General features: G+C 63.8%; 18 protein-coding genes. 12 read left to right on the top strand and 6 right to left on the bottom strand.

Annotation, left to right across the window (positions count from 1 at the left end; all coding sequences use genetic code 11):
- Window positions 1-28 precede the first annotated feature (28 nt).
- A complete protein-coding gene (locus ASF66_RS12150; protein WP_056844019.1) occupies window positions 29-466 on the bottom strand; it encodes a YqaA family protein in 438 nt (145 codons plus the stop codon).
- Between the two features lie 283 nt (window positions 467-749).
- On the opposite strand from ASF66_RS12150, the gene ASF66_RS12140 reads away from it, so the two are divergent.
- A complete protein-coding gene (locus ASF66_RS12140) occupies window positions 750-1169 on the top strand; it encodes a hypothetical protein (RefSeq protein ID WP_056844017.1) in 420 nt (139 codons plus the stop codon).
- 8 nt (window positions 1170-1177) lie between these two features.
- On the top strand, window positions 1178-2047 hold the full coding sequence (locus ASF66_RS12135; RefSeq protein WP_056844016.1) for a cation diffusion facilitator family transporter: 870 nt from the start codon (window positions 1178-1180) through the stop codon (window positions 2045-2047).
- A 190-nt stretch (window positions 2048-2237) separates the two neighbouring features.
- On the opposite strand, the gene ASF66_RS12130 is transcribed toward ASF66_RS12135, so the two are convergent.
- Window positions 2238-3266 (bottom strand): DUF6515 family protein, encoded by a 1029-nt coding sequence (locus ASF66_RS12130; RefSeq protein WP_056844015.1) that lies wholly within the window; start codon window positions 3264-3266, stop codon window positions 2238-2240.
- A gap of 473 nt (window positions 3267-3739) precedes the next feature.
- On the opposite strand from ASF66_RS12130, the gene ASF66_RS12125 reads away from it, so the two are divergent.
- Window positions 3740-4225: an Lrp/AsnC family transcriptional regulator gene (locus tag ASF66_RS12125; RefSeq protein WP_049860864.1), complete on the top strand. Its 486-nt coding sequence runs from the start codon at window positions 3740-3742 to the stop codon at window positions 4223-4225.
- A 118-nt stretch (window positions 4226-4343) separates the two neighbouring features.
- Here the strand turns inward: ASF66_RS12125 and ASF66_RS12120 are convergent, their stop codons facing one another.
- The 3 genes from ASF66_RS12120 to ASF66_RS12110 all read right to left on the bottom strand — a co-directional run bounded on the left by ASF66_RS12120 (window position 4344) and on the right by ASF66_RS12110 (window position 9004).
- Entirely contained in the window at window positions 4344-4910 is a 567-nt protein-coding gene (locus ASF66_RS12120; protein ID WP_162240087.1) for a pseudouridine synthase, read from the bottom strand.
- A gap of 117 nt (window positions 4911-5027) precedes the next feature.
- A complete protein-coding gene (amn, locus tag ASF66_RS12115; RefSeq protein WP_049860862.1) occupies window positions 5028-6497 on the bottom strand; it encodes an AMP nucleosidase in 1470 nt (489 codons plus the stop codon).
- 80 nt (window positions 6498-6577) lie between these two features.
- A complete protein-coding gene (locus ASF66_RS12110; RefSeq protein ID WP_056844013.1) occupies window positions 6578-9004 on the bottom strand; it encodes a hybrid sensor histidine kinase/response regulator in 2427 nt (808 codons plus the stop codon).
- A 310-nt stretch (window positions 9005-9314) separates the two neighbouring features.
- Between ASF66_RS12110 and ASF66_RS12105 the strand changes: the two genes are divergently transcribed.
- The 4 genes from ASF66_RS12105 (at window position 9315) to ASF66_RS12090 (ending at window position 12944) form a co-directional block, all read left to right on the top strand.
- Window positions 9315-10112 (top strand): hydroxymethylpyrimidine/phosphomethylpyrimidine kinase, encoded by a 798-nt coding sequence (locus ASF66_RS12105; protein WP_056844012.1) that lies wholly within the window; start codon window positions 9315-9317, stop codon window positions 10110-10112.
- A gap of 34 nt (window positions 10113-10146) precedes the next feature.
- Window positions 10147-10773, top strand: coding sequence for a thiamine phosphate synthase (thiE, locus tag ASF66_RS12100; RefSeq protein WP_049860859.1), 627 nt, complete (start codon window positions 10147-10149; stop codon window positions 10771-10773).
- 17 nt (window positions 10774-10790) lie between these two features.
- A complete protein-coding gene (gene hemL / locus ASF66_RS12095; RefSeq protein ID WP_056844011.1) occupies window positions 10791-12074 on the top strand; it encodes a glutamate-1-semialdehyde 2,1-aminomutase in 1284 nt (427 codons plus the stop codon).
- Between the two features lie 315 nt (window positions 12075-12389).
- A complete protein-coding gene (locus tag ASF66_RS12090; RefSeq protein WP_049860857.1) occupies window positions 12390-12944 on the top strand; it encodes a tetratricopeptide repeat protein in 555 nt (184 codons plus the stop codon).
- Between the two features lie 24 nt (window positions 12945-12968).
- Here ASF66_RS12090 and ASF66_RS12085 read toward each other — a convergent pair whose 3' ends face one another.
- The gene (locus tag ASF66_RS12085) at window positions 12969-13295 is read right to left on the bottom strand and encodes a DUF1820 family protein (RefSeq protein ID WP_043192686.1); all 327 of its coding nucleotides are present in this window, start codon (window positions 13293-13295) and stop codon (window positions 12969-12971) included.
- Window positions 13296-13428: 133 nt separating this feature from the next.
- On the opposite strand from ASF66_RS12085, the gene miaB reads away from it, so the two are divergent.
- The 5 genes from miaB (at window position 13429) to lnt (ending at window position 18792) form a co-directional block, all read left to right on the top strand.
- Window positions 13429-14757, top strand: a complete 1329-nt coding sequence (miaB, locus tag ASF66_RS12080; protein WP_056844010.1) for a tRNA (N6-isopentenyl adenosine(37)-C2)-methylthiotransferase MiaB — start codon at window positions 13429-13431, stop codon at window positions 14755-14757.
- Window positions 14758-14906: 149 nt separating this feature from the next.
- Window positions 14907-15914 carry a PhoH family protein gene (locus tag ASF66_RS12075; RefSeq protein WP_056844009.1) on the top strand — a complete coding sequence of 336 codons (1008 nt, stop codon included), beginning with the start codon at window positions 14907-14909 and terminating at the stop codon, window positions 15912-15914.
- On the top strand, window positions 15907-16407 hold the full coding sequence (gene ybeY / locus ASF66_RS12070; protein ID WP_049860855.1) for an rRNA maturation RNase YbeY: 501 nt from the start codon (window positions 15907-15909) through the stop codon (window positions 16405-16407). Before ASF66_RS12075 ends, ybeY begins: the two co-directional genes overlap by 8 nt.
- A 6-nt stretch (window positions 16408-16413) precedes the next feature.
- Window positions 16414-17253, top strand: a complete 840-nt coding sequence (locus tag ASF66_RS12065) for an HlyC/CorC family transporter (RefSeq protein ID WP_056844008.1) — start codon at window positions 16414-16416, stop codon at window positions 17251-17253.
- 33 nt (window positions 17254-17286) lie between these two features.
- Window positions 17287-18792, top strand: a complete 1506-nt coding sequence (gene lnt / locus ASF66_RS12060) for an apolipoprotein N-acyltransferase (protein WP_056844007.1) — start codon at window positions 17287-17289, stop codon at window positions 18790-18792.
- Window positions 18793-18883: the final 91 nt, after the last annotated feature.

The raw sequence follows: 18883 nt of genomic DNA, 5'->3' as shown, positions 1-18883 counted from the left end.
GGCGTACTCGGATCCCCATGCGCAGCCGTCATGTCCACCCCAGCGCCACGGCGGCCAGCACCAGATAACGCATGCCTTTGGCCAGGGTGACGATCAGCAGGAAGCGCCAGAAGGGCTCGCGCATGACGCCGGCAACGACGGTCAGCGGATCGCCAATGATCGGCACCCAGCTCAGCAACAACGACCAGTGCCCGTAGCGCAGATAGGACTGCTGGGCCTTTGCGAGCTTTGCCTCGCTCACTGGAAACCAGCGCTTGTGGCGGAATCTTTCAACGCAGCGGCCCAGCACCCAGTTCAGTACAGAGCCCAGTACATTACCGACTATGGCGACGGTCAACAGGGTCGAAATGACGTAGCGATCGGACAACAACATGCCAACCAGCACCGCCTCGGACTGCATCGGCAGCAACGTGGCGGCACCGAACGCTGCCAAGAAAAGACCCAGGTAACTGGTGAGTTCAAACATCAAGGACTTGCCTTACAGGTTCGGGCCGATCCAGCCATGGAGAACGATAGGTCGAGCGGTAGGCATAATCGCCGCTCCAGCTTTGGCTTGGCAGTGTCCAGGTATTGACCGACGAGTGTCGAGTACAACAGCGCAATATAGCCCTTGCAGATCTTGGACTGCTGGAAGCTCAGCCATTCTTGAAGCCGGTATCGATCTGCGCTGGCATGGTCGGACCCTGCGCCCCATCTACTCGGCTCGACCATTTGCTTGTATCGTTGCAGCTTATTTTGCGGAGATTGTCATGCGTATTCCCCAACGTTTGATCGGCGGCGCCGTTGCCGCTGCCCTGATGACCCAGTTGACCGCTTGCGGCACCTTGTTCTGGCCCGATCGGCGCGGGCAGATCGAAGGCCGTATCGACCCGGTCGTGGCGGCGCTGGATGCCATCGGGATCCTGTTCTATGTGATTCCCGGGTTGATCGCCTTCGGTGTGGACTTCGCCACGGGCGCGATCTACCTCAACGACGGCAAGACCGCGCAGATTTCGCCGGAAAAACTGCAGCCAGCGGTAGGCCGCGATGGCAAGGTGGACAACCTCAAACTGCAGGCCATTCTTGAAACCGAACTGGGCCGCAGCCTGCCGCTCGACGATCCACGCCTGATCCAGCACAAGGGCAGTGTCGAACAGCTGGCCATGTATGGTCTGAAACCCGCCGCTTAAGGATTGCGATGCCAACCAGCAAGGAACATGCGCGCCTGCTTCGCCTCGCGACGCGGGCGTCGCTGGCGGTGGCCAGCATTCTCATCGTGGCGAAGGCCGTGGCCTGGTGGCTCAGTGGTTCGGTGAGCCTGCTGGCGGGGCTGACCGATTCGGTGCTCGATGGTGCGGCGTCGTTTCTCAATCTGTTGGCGGTGCACTATGCGCTGCGCCCGGCCGATGATGATCACCGTTATGGGCACGGCAAGGCCGAGGCCCTGGCGGGAATGGCCCAGGCGTTGTTCATCGGGTCCAGCGCCGTGCTGATCGGTTATCAGGCGTGGAAGCAGTTGCAGGATCCCCAGCCGCTGGGGGCTGCGGGGGTGGGCATCGCGGTGATGATCCTTTCCCTGGCCCTGACCGTGGCGCTGTTGGCCCTGCAATACAAGGTCATCCGCGAAACCGGTTCGACGGCGGTGCGCGCGGATTCGCTGCATTATCGTTCGGACCTGCTGCTTAACGGCAGCATCCTGGTGGCGCTGGTCCTGGCCAGCTATGGCTGGCCGCAGTTGGATGCCTTCTTTGGCCTGGGCATTGCGCTGTACATTCTGTGGAGTGCGGTGCACATCGCCCGCGAAAGCACGGCGATCCTGATGGACCAGGAGCTGCCGCTGGATGTCAGCGAGCAAATGCTGGCGCTGGCGTGCAACGTGCCAGGCGTGCTCGGTGCTCATGACCTGCGCACGCGCATGTCAGGCAACCATTGGTTCGTGCAGGTGCATCTGGAGTTGCCGGGGCAGTTGTCGCTGGCCGAAGCCCACGGCATCTGCGAGGACGTGGAAGCGGCCATCGAAAGCCAGTACCCACGCGCCGAAGTTCTGGTGCACGCCGATCCCGTTTGAGAGGGATGGGGGCAGCCTGCAAAACCGCAGTGCCCCCGGACGCAGCTTGCGCCGCTGCTACAGGGGATCGCGGCGCCCCGTCAACGCACGCCCCTTGTAGCAGCGGCGCGAGCCGCGTCGGCGGTGGATGCGGTGTGTCAGGCAGAACGCGGTGCCTTGTGGCTGCGGCGCAAGCTGCGTCGGTACGCGATCAATTCACCGTGTAGCCGCGTGACGCGAAGCAGTTGGCGAGGCTTTGCCGATACACGCTGACCACTTCGGGCGATGGCGCATAGGTGGCGCTGGCGGGGTCGAAGCGGCTTTGTTCCACGGCCCAGCGCTTGCACTCGTATTGATCCTGGGCAATCTGCTGCGGACTCTGGCCCTGGGCCGGATACGCCGCGACGTCGTAGCTGGTCAAGGTCGGCGCCGGCTGTGGAATGCTGGCACTCACCGGCGGATTCACCACTACATATTCCTGGGTGTTATCGACCCACTGGTAGTACGTCCCCGCCGCCACGAAAAACACCGAACTGCCGATCCACATGCGCTGCGCGTAATCGGGCAGCACGCGCACTCGAACGCCGCGCGGTGGCTCGATCACCACGTACTGCGGGCCCTGGGGTCGGTACCAATACCCACCCGAGTAGTAATAATCCTGGCCTCGATACGGCACGCGATAATTCTGGCCGGGGAAACGGTCGATCACCTGCCCCGGACGATACTGCGGGCCGGGGCCCCAACCGCCACCGTGCTCACCGGGCCAGCGATCACGACCGCCTTCCCAGCGCCGGTCGTTGTCGCGACGCAGGTCCGGATAGCTGCCCCGCAACGGCGCCTGAGTCTGGCGCACTTCGTCAGGCTTGCCGATGATCGGCGGCCGATTGTCCTGTTGTCCACCTCCGGGACGACCCTGCTCCGGGCGACCCTGTTCTGGGCGACCCTGTTCCGGCCTGTTGCCCTGCCACTGGTTCGGATTGCCGCCTGGCCGGCCTTGCCACTGCCCCTGATTGCCCTGCACAGGCCGCCCTTGCCACTGGCCCTGATTGCCACCGGGCTGCGGCCGATACTGACCACCCCCGGGTTGCTGACCCGGCCCGGCGTTGCCCCCGCCCGGCCCGCGCTGGCCGCCGTTGGAGCTGCCGCGCAACTGATCCTGCGGACCTTCCGCATACGCCGGCGCGCCTACGGCCAGGCAGAGCGCAGCGACACCGGCAAGACGCCAGAGGGGCGATTTCATGCTGTTCCTCGCAAGATAAGGTGAGCTACTCATCATCAGACTGACAAACCCGAACGCGGTTCTGTGAAGATCCCGTCAGGGACCTGCACAGGTTATCGGCACAAGCAGCCACTTCATGACTGACCCACAACGCCACACTCACTACCGTTTCGCAGGCGAAAAAAAAGGAGACCCGTCGGCCTCCTCTTTCGAACTCTGTCCCTGCTCGACGCTTGTGACGTCGGCTCACCTCACGCCGCCTTCTGGGCAGTGTGCAGCCCGGGGGCCAGCGCAACCCCGGTGGGGGCGGTGGCCGCAACCCGCCTGATTGAGCGGATCGCAGTGGACTCATGTCCGGGCAGTGATTCTGTGGATAACTATAGCGCCGCAGGTGCAGCAGCCGATTGCGAACATTGCTGATTTACATAGCACTTGCGCAATTTTTGCCTTCGGATGGATAATTTGTCGCAACGCAAAACACGAAGGCAGATTTGATGAGCAAACTTGATCGCTATGATCTGAGCATCCTGGCTGAATTGCAGCGCGACGCGCGCATTTCCAACCAGGAACTGGCCGAACGCATTGGTCTCTCGCCGTCGCCCTGCTCTCGGCGCGTCAAGCAGCTCGAAGACGACGGCTATATTTCCCGCCAGGTCGCTCTGCTGGACCGCAAGAAGCTGGGGTTGAGCCTGACCGCCTATGTGCTGATCGGCATGGACCGCCACACCCCGGAACGTTTCGAAACCTTCGAAGCGGCCATTCGCGGACTGCCGCAGGTGCTCGAATGCAGCCTGGTGACCGGCATGGATGCGGACTATCAGCTCAAAGTGGTGGTGCCGGACATGGACCACTATCAAAAGCTGCTGCTGGGCCACCTGACGCGGATCGAAGGAGTGACCAGCGTGCGTTCCAGCTTCGTGCTCAACCAGGTCATGGCCAGCACTGAACTACCGTTGACTCATCTGCGTAGCCAAGGCTGAGGCCTGAGGCAGGCGGGTAGATCTTCGCGGGCAGAGCCCGCTCCCACAGGGGGCAGGGCCTGAGGCAGGCGGGCAGATCCTCGCGGGCAGAGCCCGCTCCCACAGGGGGCGGGGCTTGCTACAGACTGGCGGGCACCTCGCGCCATTCGCCCTGTCTCAGGCCCTCGAGGCTCCAGTCGCCGATGCGCACCCGTACCAGACGCAGGGTCGGCAGGCCCACCGCCGCCGTCATGCGCCGCACCTGACGGTTGCGCCCTTCCTTGATCACCAGCTCCAACCAATGGGTCGGCACGCTCTTGCGAAAGCGAACGGGCGGATCGCGCGGCCACAGGTCCGGCTCATCCAGCAATCGCGCCTCGGCGGGCAAGGTCATGCCATCGTTGAGTTCCACCCCGCTGCGCAAACGCTGCAATTGCGCCTCGTCGGGCACGCCTTCGACCTGCACCCAATAGGTCTTGGCCAGCTTGTGCTTCGGGTCGGCGATGCGTGCCTGCAGTTGCCCATCGTTGGTCAGCAACAACAGCCCTTCGCTGTCGCGGTCCAGACGGCCGGCCGGGTAGATCCCGGCGATGTCGATGAAATCCTTCAAGGTCGCGCGCCCCTCACCGTCGCTGAACTGGGTCAGCACGTCGAACGGCTTGTTGAACAGCACCAACCGAGGTTGGGCAGGTGGCGCCTTGGCCACGCGGCGTTTACCGGCGGCGGAACGTTGCTTGGAGCGAGGAGGCAAAGGCATGACAAAAGGCTTTCGTGCGGGCAAGAGCGCTCATGCTAGAGGCCCTTGCCCGCCACGGCAAACCTGTCAGCGGAACGGCGGCTCGTCGAAGCTGCGCAGCTTACGCGAGTGCAGCGAATTGAGCTGGCTGCGCAGCAGGTTCAAGGCAGCGATGCCGATGTTCAGGTGCTGGCTGACCGCGCGATTGTAGAACGCGTTGGCCGATCCCGGCAGCTTGATCTCGCTGTGCAGCGGCTTGTCGGACACGCACAGCAAGGTGCCGTAGGGCACCCGCAGGCGATAGCCCTGGGCGGCGATGGTGCCGCTTTCCATATCCACGGCCACGGCGCGCGACAGGTTGATCAGCGGCCGCTCCTGGGCCCAGCGCAGTTCCCAGTTGCGGTCGTCGTAGGTCAGTACGGTGCCGGTGCGCAGGCGCTTCTTGAGGTCGTCGCCGCGCTCGCCGGTGACTTGCGCCGCCGCTTCCTGCAAGGCCAGCTGCACTTCGGCCAGGGCCGGGATGGGGATGTTGGGCGGCAGGACCCGATCGAGAATCCCGTCCTGGCGCATGTAGGCGTGGGCCAGCACGTAGTCGCCGATGGTCTGCGACTGACGCAGGCCACCGCAGTGGCCGATCATCAACCAGCAATGCGGGCGCAGCACGGCCAGGTGGTCGGTGATGTTCTTGGCATTCGACGGGCCGACGCCGATGTTCACCAGGGTCACGCCATCGCCGTCCTCGGCGATCAGGTGGTAGGCCGGCATCTGGTAGCGGTGCCAGACCACGCTGGCCACCAGCGCCTGGGCCTCACCGTTGTCCATGCTCTTTTCGATGATCACGTTGCCCGGCATCACCAGACGCACGAAGCGTGGGTCGTTGCGCAGCTGCTCCAGGCCGTGGGTGACGAACTGGTCGACGTAGCGGTGATAGTTGGTCAGCAGGATCCAGGGCTGCACATGCTTCCAGTCGCTGCCGGTGTAGTGGATCAAACGGCGCAGGGAGAAATCCACCCGCGCGGCATCGAACAGCGCCAGCGGCAGCGGATCGGCCGTGGCCCAATCGTACAGGCCGTCGGCAATACCGTCGGTGGCGGCGGACAGGTCGGTGCTGGGGAACACTCGCGCCAGCGCTGCGGCGGTCACACCGCTGCCGGCCAGCTCGTCGCCCTGGTCGACGACGTAGGGATAAGGGATGTTCTGCTCGCTGACACCGACTTCGATGGTCACCGCGAAGTCGCGCATCAAGGGCCGCAGCTGGTCCAGCAGATAGCCGCGGAAGGCCGCAGGCTGGGTCACGGTCACCGAATAGACACCGGGCAGGTTGACCTTGGCGTAGGCGCGGGTGATGGCCGGCAATTCGCCGTTGTAGGCGTAGGTCAGGCGCAGTTCGGGGTAGCGGAACAGGTCACGTTCGGCCGCATCCGGCTCGCTGCGATCCTTGAGGTAGCGCTTGAGTGCCTGGCTCAGGGCGCGGGTGGCCCGTTCGTGCAGCTCCGCCAGCCGATCCACGGCTTGTTCGGCGGTTTCTACAACTACGAAGTCTGGGGCATTACTCATGGGGCATGTCCTGGCTGATCTGGCAGTCTTGCATCTTGCCTGCAATGCCTACGAAAGGCACCCCCGTGACGCGTCCCGGATTATGCCGGGGCTGCTCCGGGCGGAGCGTCCGCAGCCAGCGGCGAGAGGGGCTTGGGCTGAGCGAGGACGCAGCCATGCAACAGCGCCTGCAGTTCTTCGAAGCGCACCGGACGCGCCAGACACACCGACACACCTGCCTCCAGGCACCGCTCGCGCTGCCCCTGCTGGCCGACATCGATGATCGCCAGTACCGGCAGCCGCTCGCAACCTGGCAAGCTGCGCAGCATGCGGGTGGTCTGCAGGGCGCTCTGGGTCGGCAGGCTGCATTCCATCAGCACCGCATCGAATCGCTCGCGCGCCAGCAGGGCGAGCGCACCCGAACCATCCTCGGCGGTCCGTACCCGATAGCCGAGTTTGAGCAGCATGCCGCGAACGACCAACTGGTCGACGCTGTTGTCGTCCACCAGCAACACGGTGCATTCGTGGGCGGCGCGCTGGGTACCGAAGGCACCGGCACTGGTGCTCAAGGCACGGCCCGGATGGGCTTCGACCACCCCCAGACGCACGCTGAATTCGAAACAGCTGCCGCGTCCGGGCTCGGACTGGTGATGAAGTTGACCACCCACCAGCTCGGCCAATTGCCGACAGATTGCCAGACCGATGCCCAGCCCGCCGTATTCGCGGGTCATGGAACCATCGAGTTGGTAGAAGCGCTGATAGAGCGTCTCTTCGTCACGATGCGTGAAGCCGATGCCGCTGTCGCTGACCTTGAAGACGACCTGCAGGTGATCGTCCTGCGGCTCGCCGCCGCTGACCCGCACGTTGACGCTGCCTTCGCGAGTGAACTTGATGCCGTTGTCGATCAGGCAGGCCAGGCACAGCGCGAGCTTCTTGACGTCTCCCCGCAGACGATCGGGCAACCCCGCTGCGCGCTCGACGGTGAACGCCAGCCCCTTGGCATGGGCTTGGCGGCTGAACTGCATCTGCATGCTGTCGAGCAACGCCTGCAGGCTGAACGGCTCGTTGCGCGGATAGAGCCGCCCGGCCTGCAGTTCGGTCAGAATCAGAATGTCGTCGACCATGCGCATCATGTCCCGCGCCGAGCCTGCCGCAGTGTGTTGATACTGGGCCAGCTCCGGCCCCATGGGTACGGTCTGCATCAGTTCCAGCGAGCCGATCACGCCATTCATCGGCGTGCGCAGTTCGTGGGTGACAGTAGCCAGGAACTCATCCTTCAAGCGGTTGCTCGCCGCCAGCTCCTGGTTCGCCAGTTCAAGCTTGAGCCCGGCTTCCTTGAGCGTCTGTGCCTGCTGGTCGCGCAGCACGTTGATGCGGTCGGCCAGCGCCAGCGACAGCAGGCCGACCTCCAGCGCCGAGCCAAGCTGGCTGGCGTACATGGTGATGAACACATTGGGCAGGTAACCCAACACCATGAGGGTGTTGACGATGCCGCCCAGCAGGAACGCGCTCCAGGCAATGATGAAATAGCGCGCCAGGCGCATGCCGCGCAACCAGGCGACGATACCGGCGGTGAAGATCACGACGGTGAAACACAACGCCAGCGCCGTGGCCAGACGCAACGCCAGGGCGTAGCTGGTCGACAGCGACAGCGCCATGACCACGGCGCCGTACACCATGAGGCCGACCAGCAGCCGATCCATCCAACGACTGTGGCGGGCGGTCTGCAGAAAACTGCGCGAGAACAGGCAGCCGAAGAACCCGGCCGCGCCGATGAAGAACGGCGTGGCGGCGTTGGCCCACCACGGGTTGTTCGGCCAGAAATACTCGACCCCGGCGCCGTTCACCGACACCTGGTAAAGCCCGAATGAGGCGATATAGACGATGTAGTAGAGATAGCTGCGGTCGCGCACGCTGAGGAAGATGAACAGGTTGTACACCAGCATGCCCAGCAGCACGCCGTAGATCAGCCCGAGCACGTACAGCCGTGAAGGCTGCGCCTCCAGGTAGGCATTGGCCGACCAAAGGCTTACCGGCGCCTGGACCGAGCCCTGGCTGTGCAGGCGCAGGTACACCGTCTTGGCTTCATCGGGCTGGAAAGGCACTTCGAACAGGTAGTTGTTCTGCTTGATCTGGCGGCTGTCGTACGGCAACGCATCGCCGGTTCGCTGCACCAGGTGGTACTGGCCGGCGGCATCGGGCAGGTACAGTTCCAGGTGATCCATCGGCGGATACGCCAGCTCCAGCAGCCAGCTGTGTGGCGACCTGTCGACACGCGGCACATAGCGCAGATCGATACGCAGCCAGAACACCGACTCCGAATAGCCCGCATTGAGCACGTCGGCATGGTGCTGACGGAAGGCCGGGGCCAGGTCGCGGGTGATCTGCTCGATGGTCGCATCGCCGGCCACGTCTTCGTAGACCTGCATCGAGCGGCCGAGCGCAAGGCTGCGCGTGGTCTCGTCGAAGTCGACTGCACACGCCAGCATGGGCAGCAAGGCCATGATCAGGATAAGCAAATAGCGCATACAGCCCCAGCGTGGCACACCTGATCGCATCGGGAAGCCCCCATTCCCTTTGGTTCGATGCAATCGGCACAGCCTGTTATCGATATCGAATGACTCTAGCACAGCGTCTGCGTGCACGACGGGCGGTGCGCAATGTTCCCTCAGTCGGCTCTGGGCCGCTGCTTTCGGAACCTGTCAGAGTGTAATGTCAATATGATACAGAGGCACCGTACAAAGCGCGAACCCTGTCCATCGAACCAGTCATCGGGGCACCCTGCCCAGCGCTTGCAGCCCTGCTACAACGCCGTGCGCCGTGATAAGCTCGCGCACCATGAATATCTATAGCTCCCGCCCCGTTGTCCTCTGTCTCTCCGGCCACGACCCCAGTGGCGGCGCCGGCCTGCAGGCAGATATCGAAGCCTTGCTCGCCCAGGGCTGCCATGCCGCGCCGACGGTTACCGCGCTGACCGTGCAGAACACCGTCAACGTCAGCGATTTCCGTGTGCTCGACCGCGAATGGATCCTGGCCCAGGCCAATGCCGTGCTCAGCGATTCGCCGGTGGCGGCGGTCAAGCTGGGCATGCTCGGCTCGGTGGACATGGTTGCGACCGTGGTCGAGCTGTTGTCGGCCCACCCTCATCTGCCGATGGTCTGCGATCCGGTGTTGCGCGCCGGCGGTGGCGGCAGCCTGGGCAAGGACGAGGTCGGCTATGCGATGCGCGAGCAGCTGCTGCCGCTGGCCACCATCGCCACGCCGAACCTGCCCGAGGCACGCATCCTCGCCGACCTGCCCGAGGGCAGCGCCGACGAATGCGCGCAAAAGTTGCTGCCGTTCTGCAAGCACCTGCTGATCACCGGCGGCCACGGCGACGAGCACGAAGTGCACAACCGCCTGTACAGCCGCGACGGCAGCCGTCGCACCTTCACCTGCCAGCGCCTGCCCGGCAGCTACCACGGCTCCGGGTGCACCCTGGCCAGTGCTCTGGCCGGTCGCCTGGCCCTGGGCGAAGGCCTGGAAAGCGCCGTGCAGTCGGCCCTCGACTACACCTGGCGTACCCTGCGCGACGCCGAGCAACTGGGCCACGGGCAATTCGTGCCCCGTCGCCTACCCCTGGATTTCTGCTCTTGAGCCAAATCTCCGCCCCCTGCCCGAGGCCCAAGCGATGAACTTACGTGGCGTCTACGCCATCACCGACAGCCAGCTGTTGGCCGGCAAGTTCCTCAAGTACGTCGAGGCCGCCCTGGATGGCGGCATCACGATGCTGCAGTACCGTGACAAGAGCAACGACGAAGCCCGTCGCCTGCGCGAAGCGGAAAAACTGCGTCAGCTGTGCGAGCGCTACAAGGCGCACCTCATCATCAACGACGACGCCGAACTGGCCGCGCGACTCAACGTCGGCGTGCACCTGGGCCAGACCGATGGCCCGTTGACTCCAGCCCGCGCCCTGCTGGGGCGCAAGGCGATCATCGGCAGCACCTGCCATGCCAACCTCGACCTGGCGCGCCAGGCGGCCCGCGAAGGGGCCAGCTACGTGGCCTTTGGCCGCTTCTTCGCCTCCCAGACCAAGCCCGACGCATCGCCTGCCAGCATTGAACTGTTGAGCCAGGCGCGGGCCGAATTGAAATTGCCGATTGCCGTCATTGGCGGCATCACCCTGGACAACGCTGCGCCGCTGGTGGCCTGCGGTGCCGACCTGCTGGCCGTGGTGCATGCGCTGTTCGGCGCCGACACGGCCCAAGAAGTCACCCGCCGCGCCCGCGCCCTGAACGCGCTGTTCGAAACTGCCTGATGCAAGAGAGCTCATTTATGTCCCGTTCCGAAACCCTGTTCGCCAATGCCCAGAAGCACATCCCCGGCGGCGTCAACTCGCCCGTGCGTGCCTTCAAGAGCGTCGGCGGCACGCCGCTGTTCTTCAAGCACGCTGCCGGTGCCTATGTCACCGACGAAGACGACAAGCGCTACGTGGACTACGTCGGTTCCTGGGGGCCGATGATTCTGGGTCACAGCCATCCGGACGTGCTCGACGCCGTGCGCAAGCAGCTCGAACATGGTTTGTCATACGGCGCGCCGACCGAAATGGAAACGCAGATGGCCGACCTGGTCTGCGCCATCGTGCCGTCCATGGAAATGGTGCGCATGGTCAGCTCGGGCACCGAGGCGACCATGAGCGCCATTCGTCTGGCCCGTGGTTTCACCGGTCGCGACAGCATCATCAAGTTCGAAGGTTGCTACCACGGCCACTCCGACAGCCTGCTGGTCAAGGCCGGCTCCGGCGCCCTCACCCTCGGTGTGCCCAGCTCGCCCGGCGTGCCGGCGGCATTCGCCAAACATACCCTGACCCTGCCGTTCAACGACATTGCTGCAGTGGAGCAGATGCTGGCCGAAGTCGCCGATGAAGTAGCCTGCATCATCGTCGAACCCGTGGCGGGCAACATGAACTGCGTACCGCCGGCGCCCGGTTTTCTGGAAGGCCTGCGTCGCCTGTGCGACCAGTACGGCGTGGTGCTGATCTTCGACGAAGTGATGACCGGTTTCCGCGTGGCCCTGGGCGGCGCCCAGGCGTACTACGGCGTCACGCCGGACCTGAGCACGTTCGGCAAGATCATCGGTGGCGGCATGCCCGTGGGCTGCTTCGGCGGCAAGCGCGAGATCATGTCGCACATCGCGCCGCTGGGCCCGGTCTACCAGGCTGGCACGCTGTCGGGCAATCCCTTGGCCATGGCCGCCGGCCTGACCACCCTCAACCTGATCAGCCGTCCGGGCTTCCATGACGAGCTGAGCGACTACACCGCCCGCTTGCTCGATGGCCTGCAGCAGCGAGCCGATGCCGCAGGCATCCCGTTCGTGACCACCCAGGCGGGCGGCATGTTCGGCCTGTACTTCAGCGGCGCCGACGACATCGTCACCTTCGAAGACGTCATGAGCAGCGATGCCGAGCGCTTCAAGCGCTTCTTCCATTTGATGCTCGACGGCGGCGTGTACCTGGCGCCGAGCGCGTTCGAAGCAGGCTTCACCTCCATCGCCCACGGCGATGCCGAGCTTGCGATCACCCTGGATGCTGCCGAAAAAGCGTTCGCAGCCCTGAAGTGAACCCAGGCCGGAAGTAGCCATCCTGTAGGAGCGGTCAGTGGCCGCGAAGAGTTCACCGCGCAGTGTCAGATTTGCCGCGCATGAGCCTTCGCGGCCACTGACCGCTCCTGCAGATGGCCTTGCCACCCCTTCCAGCCGTTCACATGATCGCGCCTTCCAACGGCCGCTTGCCCCTGTGAAGTCTTGCCATCTGGACGATATCGCAGAAAAACGAGTAAAGACTTTGTAACCGCCCCCCCGCTTATTTCATAATGCAGCACCCGCCACGTTTCCACGTCGGGTCCGCCCGCATTCCGCAGAGGTAAGTCGATCCCCATGAACCGCACCGGCCGCGCCCTTGCATTGGGCTGCCTGTTGCTTCTTCAGCCGCTAATGGCTACCGCAGGCGGCAATTCGTTGTTGATCCCGGCGGTGGGTCGCTGCACCCTCAATACTTCTGCCCAGGCCTTGCCCGCAGCGCTGGCTGCCTGTCAGCAGGCGGCAAAGGACGGCGACGCGCAGGCGCAATTCGAGCTGGGTCAGTTCTACTACGACGGCACGCGCACCGAGCGCGACCTCAATCAGGCCCTGAGCTATTTCGAACAGGCCTCCCTGCAAGGCCATGCCGAAGCGCAGTATCACCTGGGGACCATGTTCTTCAAGGGTGAGGGCGTGGCGGCCAACAATATCCAGGCCTACATCGTACTGAAGATGGCCGCGGTCAACGGCGCCGAAGATGCGCTGGACGTGGCCGACGAGGTGTCCGGGCAGATGCGCCGCGAAGACCTCGAAGTGGCCACCCAGGTGCTGGGGCAGATTTTCCGCAAATACCTGCTCGAACTGCAGACCGCCGACGGCGGCAGCCGCTCACCCTTCGCCCCCCTGCCCTGAGCCGGGTCGCTGTCCGGCGAGTGGTTACTTGTCGGGCATCGGCATGGGGAAGGGCATCACGTTGCCGGTCATGCGCGCCTCGCTGATCTTCGGCGTGCCCAGACGCTCGACTTCATCGATCCGCACGATCGAATGCATCGGCACGAAGCTGCGCGTGACGCCTTCGAACTGCGCCTTGAGCTTTTCTTCGCTGGGGTCGACGACCACGGTGGTGCGCTCGCCAAAGACAAATTCCTCGACCTCCAGAAACCCCCACAGATCGCTCTGGTAGATCTGCTTGGCGTACATCTCGAATACCTGGCCCTGATTGAGGAAAATCACTTTGTAGATTGGAGCTTCGCGTTTGGTCATCGTCGGCAGATATAAGGTCGTGAGCTTGAAAGAGGGCGAAAACTATAGCATAGCCGCCCGACAGGCAATGCTAGGAACCACCGACCACGGACACTATAATGCGCGGTTCTTTGAACCACTTGATGATCACCTAATGGCCAAGAAGCTTTACATCGAAACCCACGGCTGCCAGATGAACGAGTACGACAGCTCGCGCATGGTCGACCTGCTGGGTGAACATCAAGCCCTGGAAGTCACGGCCCGCGCCGAAGATGCCGACGTGATTCTGCTCAACACCTGTTCGATTCGCGAGCGTGCCCAGGACCGCGTCTATTCGCAGTTGGGTCGCTGGCGCGAGCTCAAGCTGGCGAAGCCGGAAATGGTCATCGCCGTGGGCGGCTGCGTGGCCAGCCAGGAAGGCGAGGCCATCCGCGACCGCGCGCCCTACGTCGACGTGGTGTTCGGCCCGCAGACCCTGCACCGACTGCCCGAGATGATCGACGCAGCGCGCATCACCCGCCTGCCGCAGGTGGATATTTCCTTCCCCGAGATCGAGAAGTTCGACCACCTGCCCGAGCCCCGTATCGACGGACCGACCGCCTACGTGTCGGTGATGGAAGGCTGCAGCAAATACTGCACCTTCTGCGTGGTGCCCTATACCCGTGGCGAAGAGGTCAGCCGGCCCTTCGACGACGTTCTGGCCGAGGTCATGCACCTGGCCGACAACGGCGTGCGCGAAGTCACCCTGCTGGGCCAGAACGTCAACGGCTACCGAGGCCAGACCCACGACGGTCGCCTGGCCGATCTGGCCGAGCTGATCCGCGTGGTCGCCCAGATCGACGGGATCGAGCGCATCCGCTACACCACCTCGCACCCGCTGGAGTTTTCCGACAGCCTGATCCTGGCCCACGCCGAAGTGCCGCAGTTGGTGAAACACCTGCACCTGCCGGTGCAGTCCGGTTCGGACCGCGTGCTGGCCGCGATGAAGCGCGGGCACACGGTGCTGGAATACAAGTCCAAGTTGCGCAAGCTCAAGGCAGCGGTGCCGGACATCTGCATCAGTTCGGACTTCATCATCGGTTTCCCCGGCGAGACCGATAAGGACTTCGAGCAGACCATGAAACTGGTCGCCGACGTGGGCATGGATTTCTCGTATTCCTTCATCTATAGCCAGCGGCCCGGCACACCGGCGGCCGACCTGGCCGATGACACTCCCGAGGCGGTGAAGAAACAGCGCCTGGATGCCTTGCAGCATCGCTTGAATCAGCAAGGGTTCGAGATCAGCCGGCAGATGGTCGGGACCACCCAGCGCATCCTCGTCACCGATTATTCGCGCAAGGATCCGGGCCAGTTGCAGGGTCGTACCGAGAACAACCGTATCGTCAACTTCACCTGCTCGGATGCCCGACTGATCGGCCAGTTCGTCGACATCCACATCGCCGAGGCCCGGCCCCACTCCCTGCGTGGTGAACTGCTGGCCTGACAGCCGCACCACGGCGAACCCTGCGCGGCCGATGGCCGCTCCTACAAGGAGGCGACGAGCGCCATTCGCCGCTCGCCCCTTTCGCCTCGCCCCTGACAGGGGTTATCCTTGGACTCATTTCAATTGCCGTCGGGCGGCCGAATACGACCTTGAACGTACCTATCGAACCACATCGCTTCTTGCTCGAGCCTTTCGAGGCTCGCCGCTTCGCCAACCTGTGCGGACAATTCGACGAGCATCTGCGCTTGATCGAACAGCGCCTGGAAATCGAAATTCGCAACCGTGGCAATCAGTTCGAACTGATCGGCGACGCCCAGCACACGCGCTCGGCGGAAAACCTGCTGCGCCGCCTGTACCGGGAAACCAAGGCCACCGAGCTGTCCCCCGACACCGTTCACCTGTTTTTGCAGGAATCGGCCGTCGAGGAGCTGGACAACCCGGCTCCGGGCGAAGTGCCGGTGGCGCTGCGTACCCGCAAGGGCATGATCAAGCCGCGCGGTTTGAATCAGCAGCGCTACGTCAAGGAAATCCTGGCCAACGATATCAATTTCGGCATCGGCCCGGCCGGTACCGGCAAGACGTACCTGGCCGTGGCCGCCGCCGTCGATGCGCTGGAGCGCGAGCAGGTTCGACGCATTCTTCTGGTGCGCCCTGCCGTGGAAGCGGGCGAAAAGCTCGGGTTCCTGCCCGGCGATCTGGCCCAGAAGATCGACCCCTACCTGCGTCCACTGTACGACGCGCTGTACGAAATGCTCGGCTTCGAACACGTCGCCAAGTTGATCGAAAAACAGGTCATCGAGATCGCGCCACTGGCCTACATGCGCGGACGCACCCTGAACAACAGCTTCATCATCCTTGATGAGAGCCAGAACACCACCGTGGAACAGATGAAGATGTTCCTGACCCGCATCGGCTTCGGCTCGACCGCGGTGATCACCGGCGACATCACCCAGGTCGACCTGCCCAAGGGCACCAAGTCAGGCCTGGGCCAGGTGATCGAAGTGCTCAAGGACGTTCCGGGCATCAGCTTCACCCACTTCATGCCCAAGGACGTCGTTCGTCACCCGCTGGTGCAGCGCATCGTCGAGGCCTACGAGCGTTTCGACGCCCAGCCTGCCACCGTCAACGAGGCCGGGGACAAACGCCGCGATGCTTGAGCTTGACCTGCAACGGGCCAGCACCGCGCCTGGCCCGAGCGATGCCGAGTTCCGCCGCTGGTGCGAGCTGGCGTTGCGCCAGCGCAGCGCCGATTCGGAGATGACCATCCGCCTGGTCGATGAAACCGAAGGCCGCGAGCTGAATCTCACCTATCGTCACAAAGATTACGCAACCAACGTGCTTTCATTTCCCGCAGACGTGCCGGACGACCTGCTCGACATTCCGCTGCTGGGCGACCTGGTCATCTGTGTGCCGGTAGTCGAGCGCGAGGCCGCCGAACAGGGCAAAGCCCTGGACGCACACTGGGCGCACCTGGTGATGCACGGCTGCCTGCACCTGCTGGGCTACGACCACATCGACGACGATGAGGCCGAGGAAATGGAAGCGCTGGAACGAGAGTTGCTAGCAGAATTGGGTCATCCGGACCCCTATGCCGCCGACGAAGACGTCGACGACACCCCCACCAAAGCAATTGGCAAGGATCACGAGTAAAGGGCTATGAGCGAAGATCGATCGAGCAACGGGCAGAAGTCATGGTTGGGTAAACTGACCCAGGCCTTTGCCCATGAGCCCAAGAACCGCCAGGAACTGCTGGAACTGCTGCGCGAAGCGCACCAGAACAAGCTCCTGGACAGCGAAGCATTGACCATCGTGGAAGGCGCCATCCAGGTCGCCGACCTGCAAGTGCGCGACATCATGGTGCCGCGCTCGCAGCTGATCAGCATCAAGTCCACGCAGACCCTGCAGGAATTCCTGCCGGCGGTCATCGATGCCGCGCACTCGCGCTACCCGGTGGTGGGCGAGAACCACGACGACGTGATCGGCGTGCTGCTGGCCAAAGACCTGCTGCCGCTGATCCTGCAGAACGACCACGCGAACTTCAACATCAAGGATCTGCTGCGCCCGGCCACCTTCGTGCCCGAGTCCAAGCGTCTGAACGTGTTGCTGCGTGAGTTCCGCGCCAACCACAACCACATGGCCATCGTGATCGACGAATACGGCGGTGTGGCAGGCCTGGTGACCATCGAAGACGTGCTGGAACAGATCGTCGGCGACATCGAGGACGAGCACGACGTCGAGGAAGACAGCTACATCAAGCCGCTGCCCAGCGGCGACTTCCTGATAAAGGCGCTGACCCCGATCGAGAACTTCAACGAGTTCTTCGAAAGCCAGTTCTCCGACGATGAATTCGACACCGTCGGCGGCCTGGTGATGAGTGCCTTCGGCCACCTGCCCAAGCGCAACGAAACGACCGAGATCGGTGCCTGGCGCTTTCGCATCCTCAACGCCGACAGCCGCCGCATCCACTTGCTGCGCCTTACGCCAATCGCCCGCTGAGGCATCTGCCCAGACCCCTCGTTAAGGAAAATAATGCGCTGGATCACCCGCCCCGGCTGGCCCGGTAACCTGCTGGCCATGGCGGCCGGCGGGATGACCCCGCTGTTCCTGGCCCCCTTCGATCTCTGGCCGCTGGCCCTGCTTTCGCTGGCGTTGTTCTATCTCGGCCTGCGCGAGCTGAAACCGCGCCAGGCGCTGGGCCGTGGCTGGTGCTACGGTTTCGGTCTGTTCGGCGCCGGCACCAGCTGGATCTACGTCAGCATCCATACTTATGGCGGCGCGTCGGTGGCGTTGGCAGGTTTGCTGATGCTTGGCTTCGTCGCTGCGGTCGCGCTGTTCTTCGCCCTGCCCGCCTGGGTGTGGGCGCGCTGGCTGCGGCGCACCGATGCTCCATTGGCTGACGCTCTGGCCTTTGCCGCGCTGTGGTTGGGCCAGGAAGCATTCCGCGGCTGGTTTTTGACCGGTTTCCCCTGGCTGTACAGCGGCTACAGCCAGTTGCACGGCCCGCTTGCCGGCCTGGCGCCAGTGGGCGGCATGTGGCTGGTGTCCTTCGCCCTCGCCATGACTGCGGCGCTGTTGTGCAACCTTGCACGCCTGCGCCACCGCAAGCCATTGCTGGCGGGCGCTGTGGTGTTGCTGCTGGCGCCGTGGATCCTCGGCCAGGCATTCAAGGGCCACAACTGGACGACCCCCGCCGGCGAGCCGCTGAACGTGGCGGCGGTCCAGGGCAACATTGCCCAGAGCATCAAGTGGAACCCCGAAGCGGTCGATCACCAGTTGCAGCTGTATCGCGACAAAACCTTCGTTTCCAAGCCCGTGGACCTCATCGTCTGGCCGGAAACGGCGGTGCCGGTACTGATGGACTCGGCTCAAGGCTATCTGACGATGATGGGCAGGTTTGCCAGCGACCGGCATTCGGCACTGATCACCGGCGTGCCCATACGCCAGGTGGAAGACGGTCAGCGCCGGTTCTACAACGGCATTACCGTGGTAGGTGACGGCGAAGGCTTGTACCGCAAGCAGAAGCTGGTGCCCTTCGGCGAGTACGTGCCGCTGCAGGATCTGCTGCGCGGCCTGATCGCGTTCTTCGACCTACCCATGTCCGACTTCGCCCGCGGCCCGGCCGACCAGCCGTTACTGCAGGCCAAGGGATACCAGATCGCGCCGTTCATCTGCTACGAAGTGGTGTATCCGGAGTTGGCCGCGAGCATGGCCGCACGCAGCGACCTGCTGCTGACGATCAGCAACGACACCTGGTTCGGCACTTCGATAGGTCCGCTGCAACACCTGCAGATGGCACAGATGCGCGCGCTGGAGGCCGGCCGCTGGATGATCCGCGCCACCAACAACGGTGTCACTGCGTTGATCGATCCGTTCGGCAACATTACCACCCAGGTGCCGCAGTTCGAGGAGGCGGTGATGTATGGCGAGGTGACGCCAATGCAGGGTCTGACGCCTTATCTGCAGCTGCGGTCATGGCCGATGACAGTGGTGTGCGTGTTGCTGCTGGGGTGGGCGTTGTTGCGTAGAAGGGCTTGATGCTATCTGTACCGGCCTCTTCGCGGGCAGAGCCCCGCTCCCACAGGGGGGGGTGTGGGAGCGGGGCTCTGCCCGCGAAGAGGCCCTGAAG

The organism is Pseudomonas sp. Leaf129, from assembly GCF_001423465.1.
Taxonomy (GTDB): domain Bacteria; phylum Pseudomonadota; class Gammaproteobacteria; order Pseudomonadales; family Pseudomonadaceae; genus Aquipseudomonas; species Aquipseudomonas coleopterorum.
The sequence above is the reverse complement of the archived record's forward strand: the minus strand, read 5'-3'. Positions and strand labels throughout refer to the sequence as shown.

What these genes read in the sequence shown, in the direction of transcription:
- ASF66_RS12140 (WP_056844017.1), top strand. Translation starts at nt 750, where the DNA reads ATGCGTATTCCCCAACGTTTGATCGGCGGCGCCGTTGCCGCTGCCCTG.
- ybeY (WP_049860855.1), top strand. Translation starts at nt 15,907, where the DNA reads ATGCTTGAGCTTGACCTGCAACGGGCCAGCACCGCGCCTGGCCCGAGC.
- ASF66_RS12150 (WP_056844019.1), bottom strand. Translation starts at nt 466, where the DNA reads ATGTTTGAACTCACCAGTTACCTGGGTCTTTTCTTGGCAGCGTTCGGT.
- ASF66_RS12125 (WP_049860864.1), top strand. Translation starts at nt 3,740, where the DNA reads ATGAGCAAACTTGATCGCTATGATCTGAGCATCCTGGCTGAATTGCAG.
- ASF66_RS12090 (WP_049860857.1), top strand. Translation starts at nt 12,390, where the DNA reads ATGAACCGCACCGGCCGCGCCCTTGCATTGGGCTGCCTGTTGCTTCTT.
- miaB (WP_056844010.1), top strand. Translation starts at nt 13,429, where the DNA reads ATGGCCAAGAAGCTTTACATCGAAACCCACGGCTGCCAGATGAACGAG.
- ASF66_RS12130 (WP_056844015.1), bottom strand. Translation starts at nt 3,266, where the DNA reads ATGAAATCGCCCCTCTGGCGTCTTGCCGGTGTCGCTGCGCTCTGCCTG.
- hemL (WP_056844011.1), top strand. Translation starts at nt 10,791, where the DNA reads ATGTCCCGTTCCGAAACCCTGTTCGCCAATGCCCAGAAGCACATCCCC.
- ASF66_RS12105 (WP_056844012.1), top strand. Translation starts at nt 9,315, where the DNA reads ATGAATATCTATAGCTCCCGCCCCGTTGTCCTCTGTCTCTCCGGCCAC.
- ASF66_RS12085 (WP_043192686.1), bottom strand. Translation starts at nt 13,295, where the DNA reads ATGACCAAACGCGAAGCTCCAATCTACAAAGTGATTTTCCTCAATCAG.
- lnt (WP_056844007.1), top strand. Translation starts at nt 17,287, where the DNA reads ATGCGCTGGATCACCCGCCCCGGCTGGCCCGGTAACCTGCTGGCCATG.
- thiE (WP_049860859.1), top strand. Translation starts at nt 10,147, where the DNA reads ATGAACTTACGTGGCGTCTACGCCATCACCGACAGCCAGCTGTTGGCC.
- ASF66_RS12135 (WP_056844016.1), top strand. Translation starts at nt 1,178, where the DNA reads ATGCCAACCAGCAAGGAACATGCGCGCCTGCTTCGCCTCGCGACGCGG.
- ASF66_RS12065 (WP_056844008.1), top strand. Translation starts at nt 16,414, where the DNA reads ATGAGCGAAGATCGATCGAGCAACGGGCAGAAGTCATGGTTGGGTAAA.
- amn (WP_049860862.1), bottom strand. Translation starts at nt 6,497, where the DNA reads ATGAGTAATGCCCCAGACTTCGTAGTTGTAGAAACCGCCGAACAAGCC.
- ASF66_RS12110 (WP_056844013.1), bottom strand. Translation starts at nt 9,004, where the DNA reads ATGCGCTATTTGCTTATCCTGATCATGGCCTTGCTGCCCATGCTGGCG.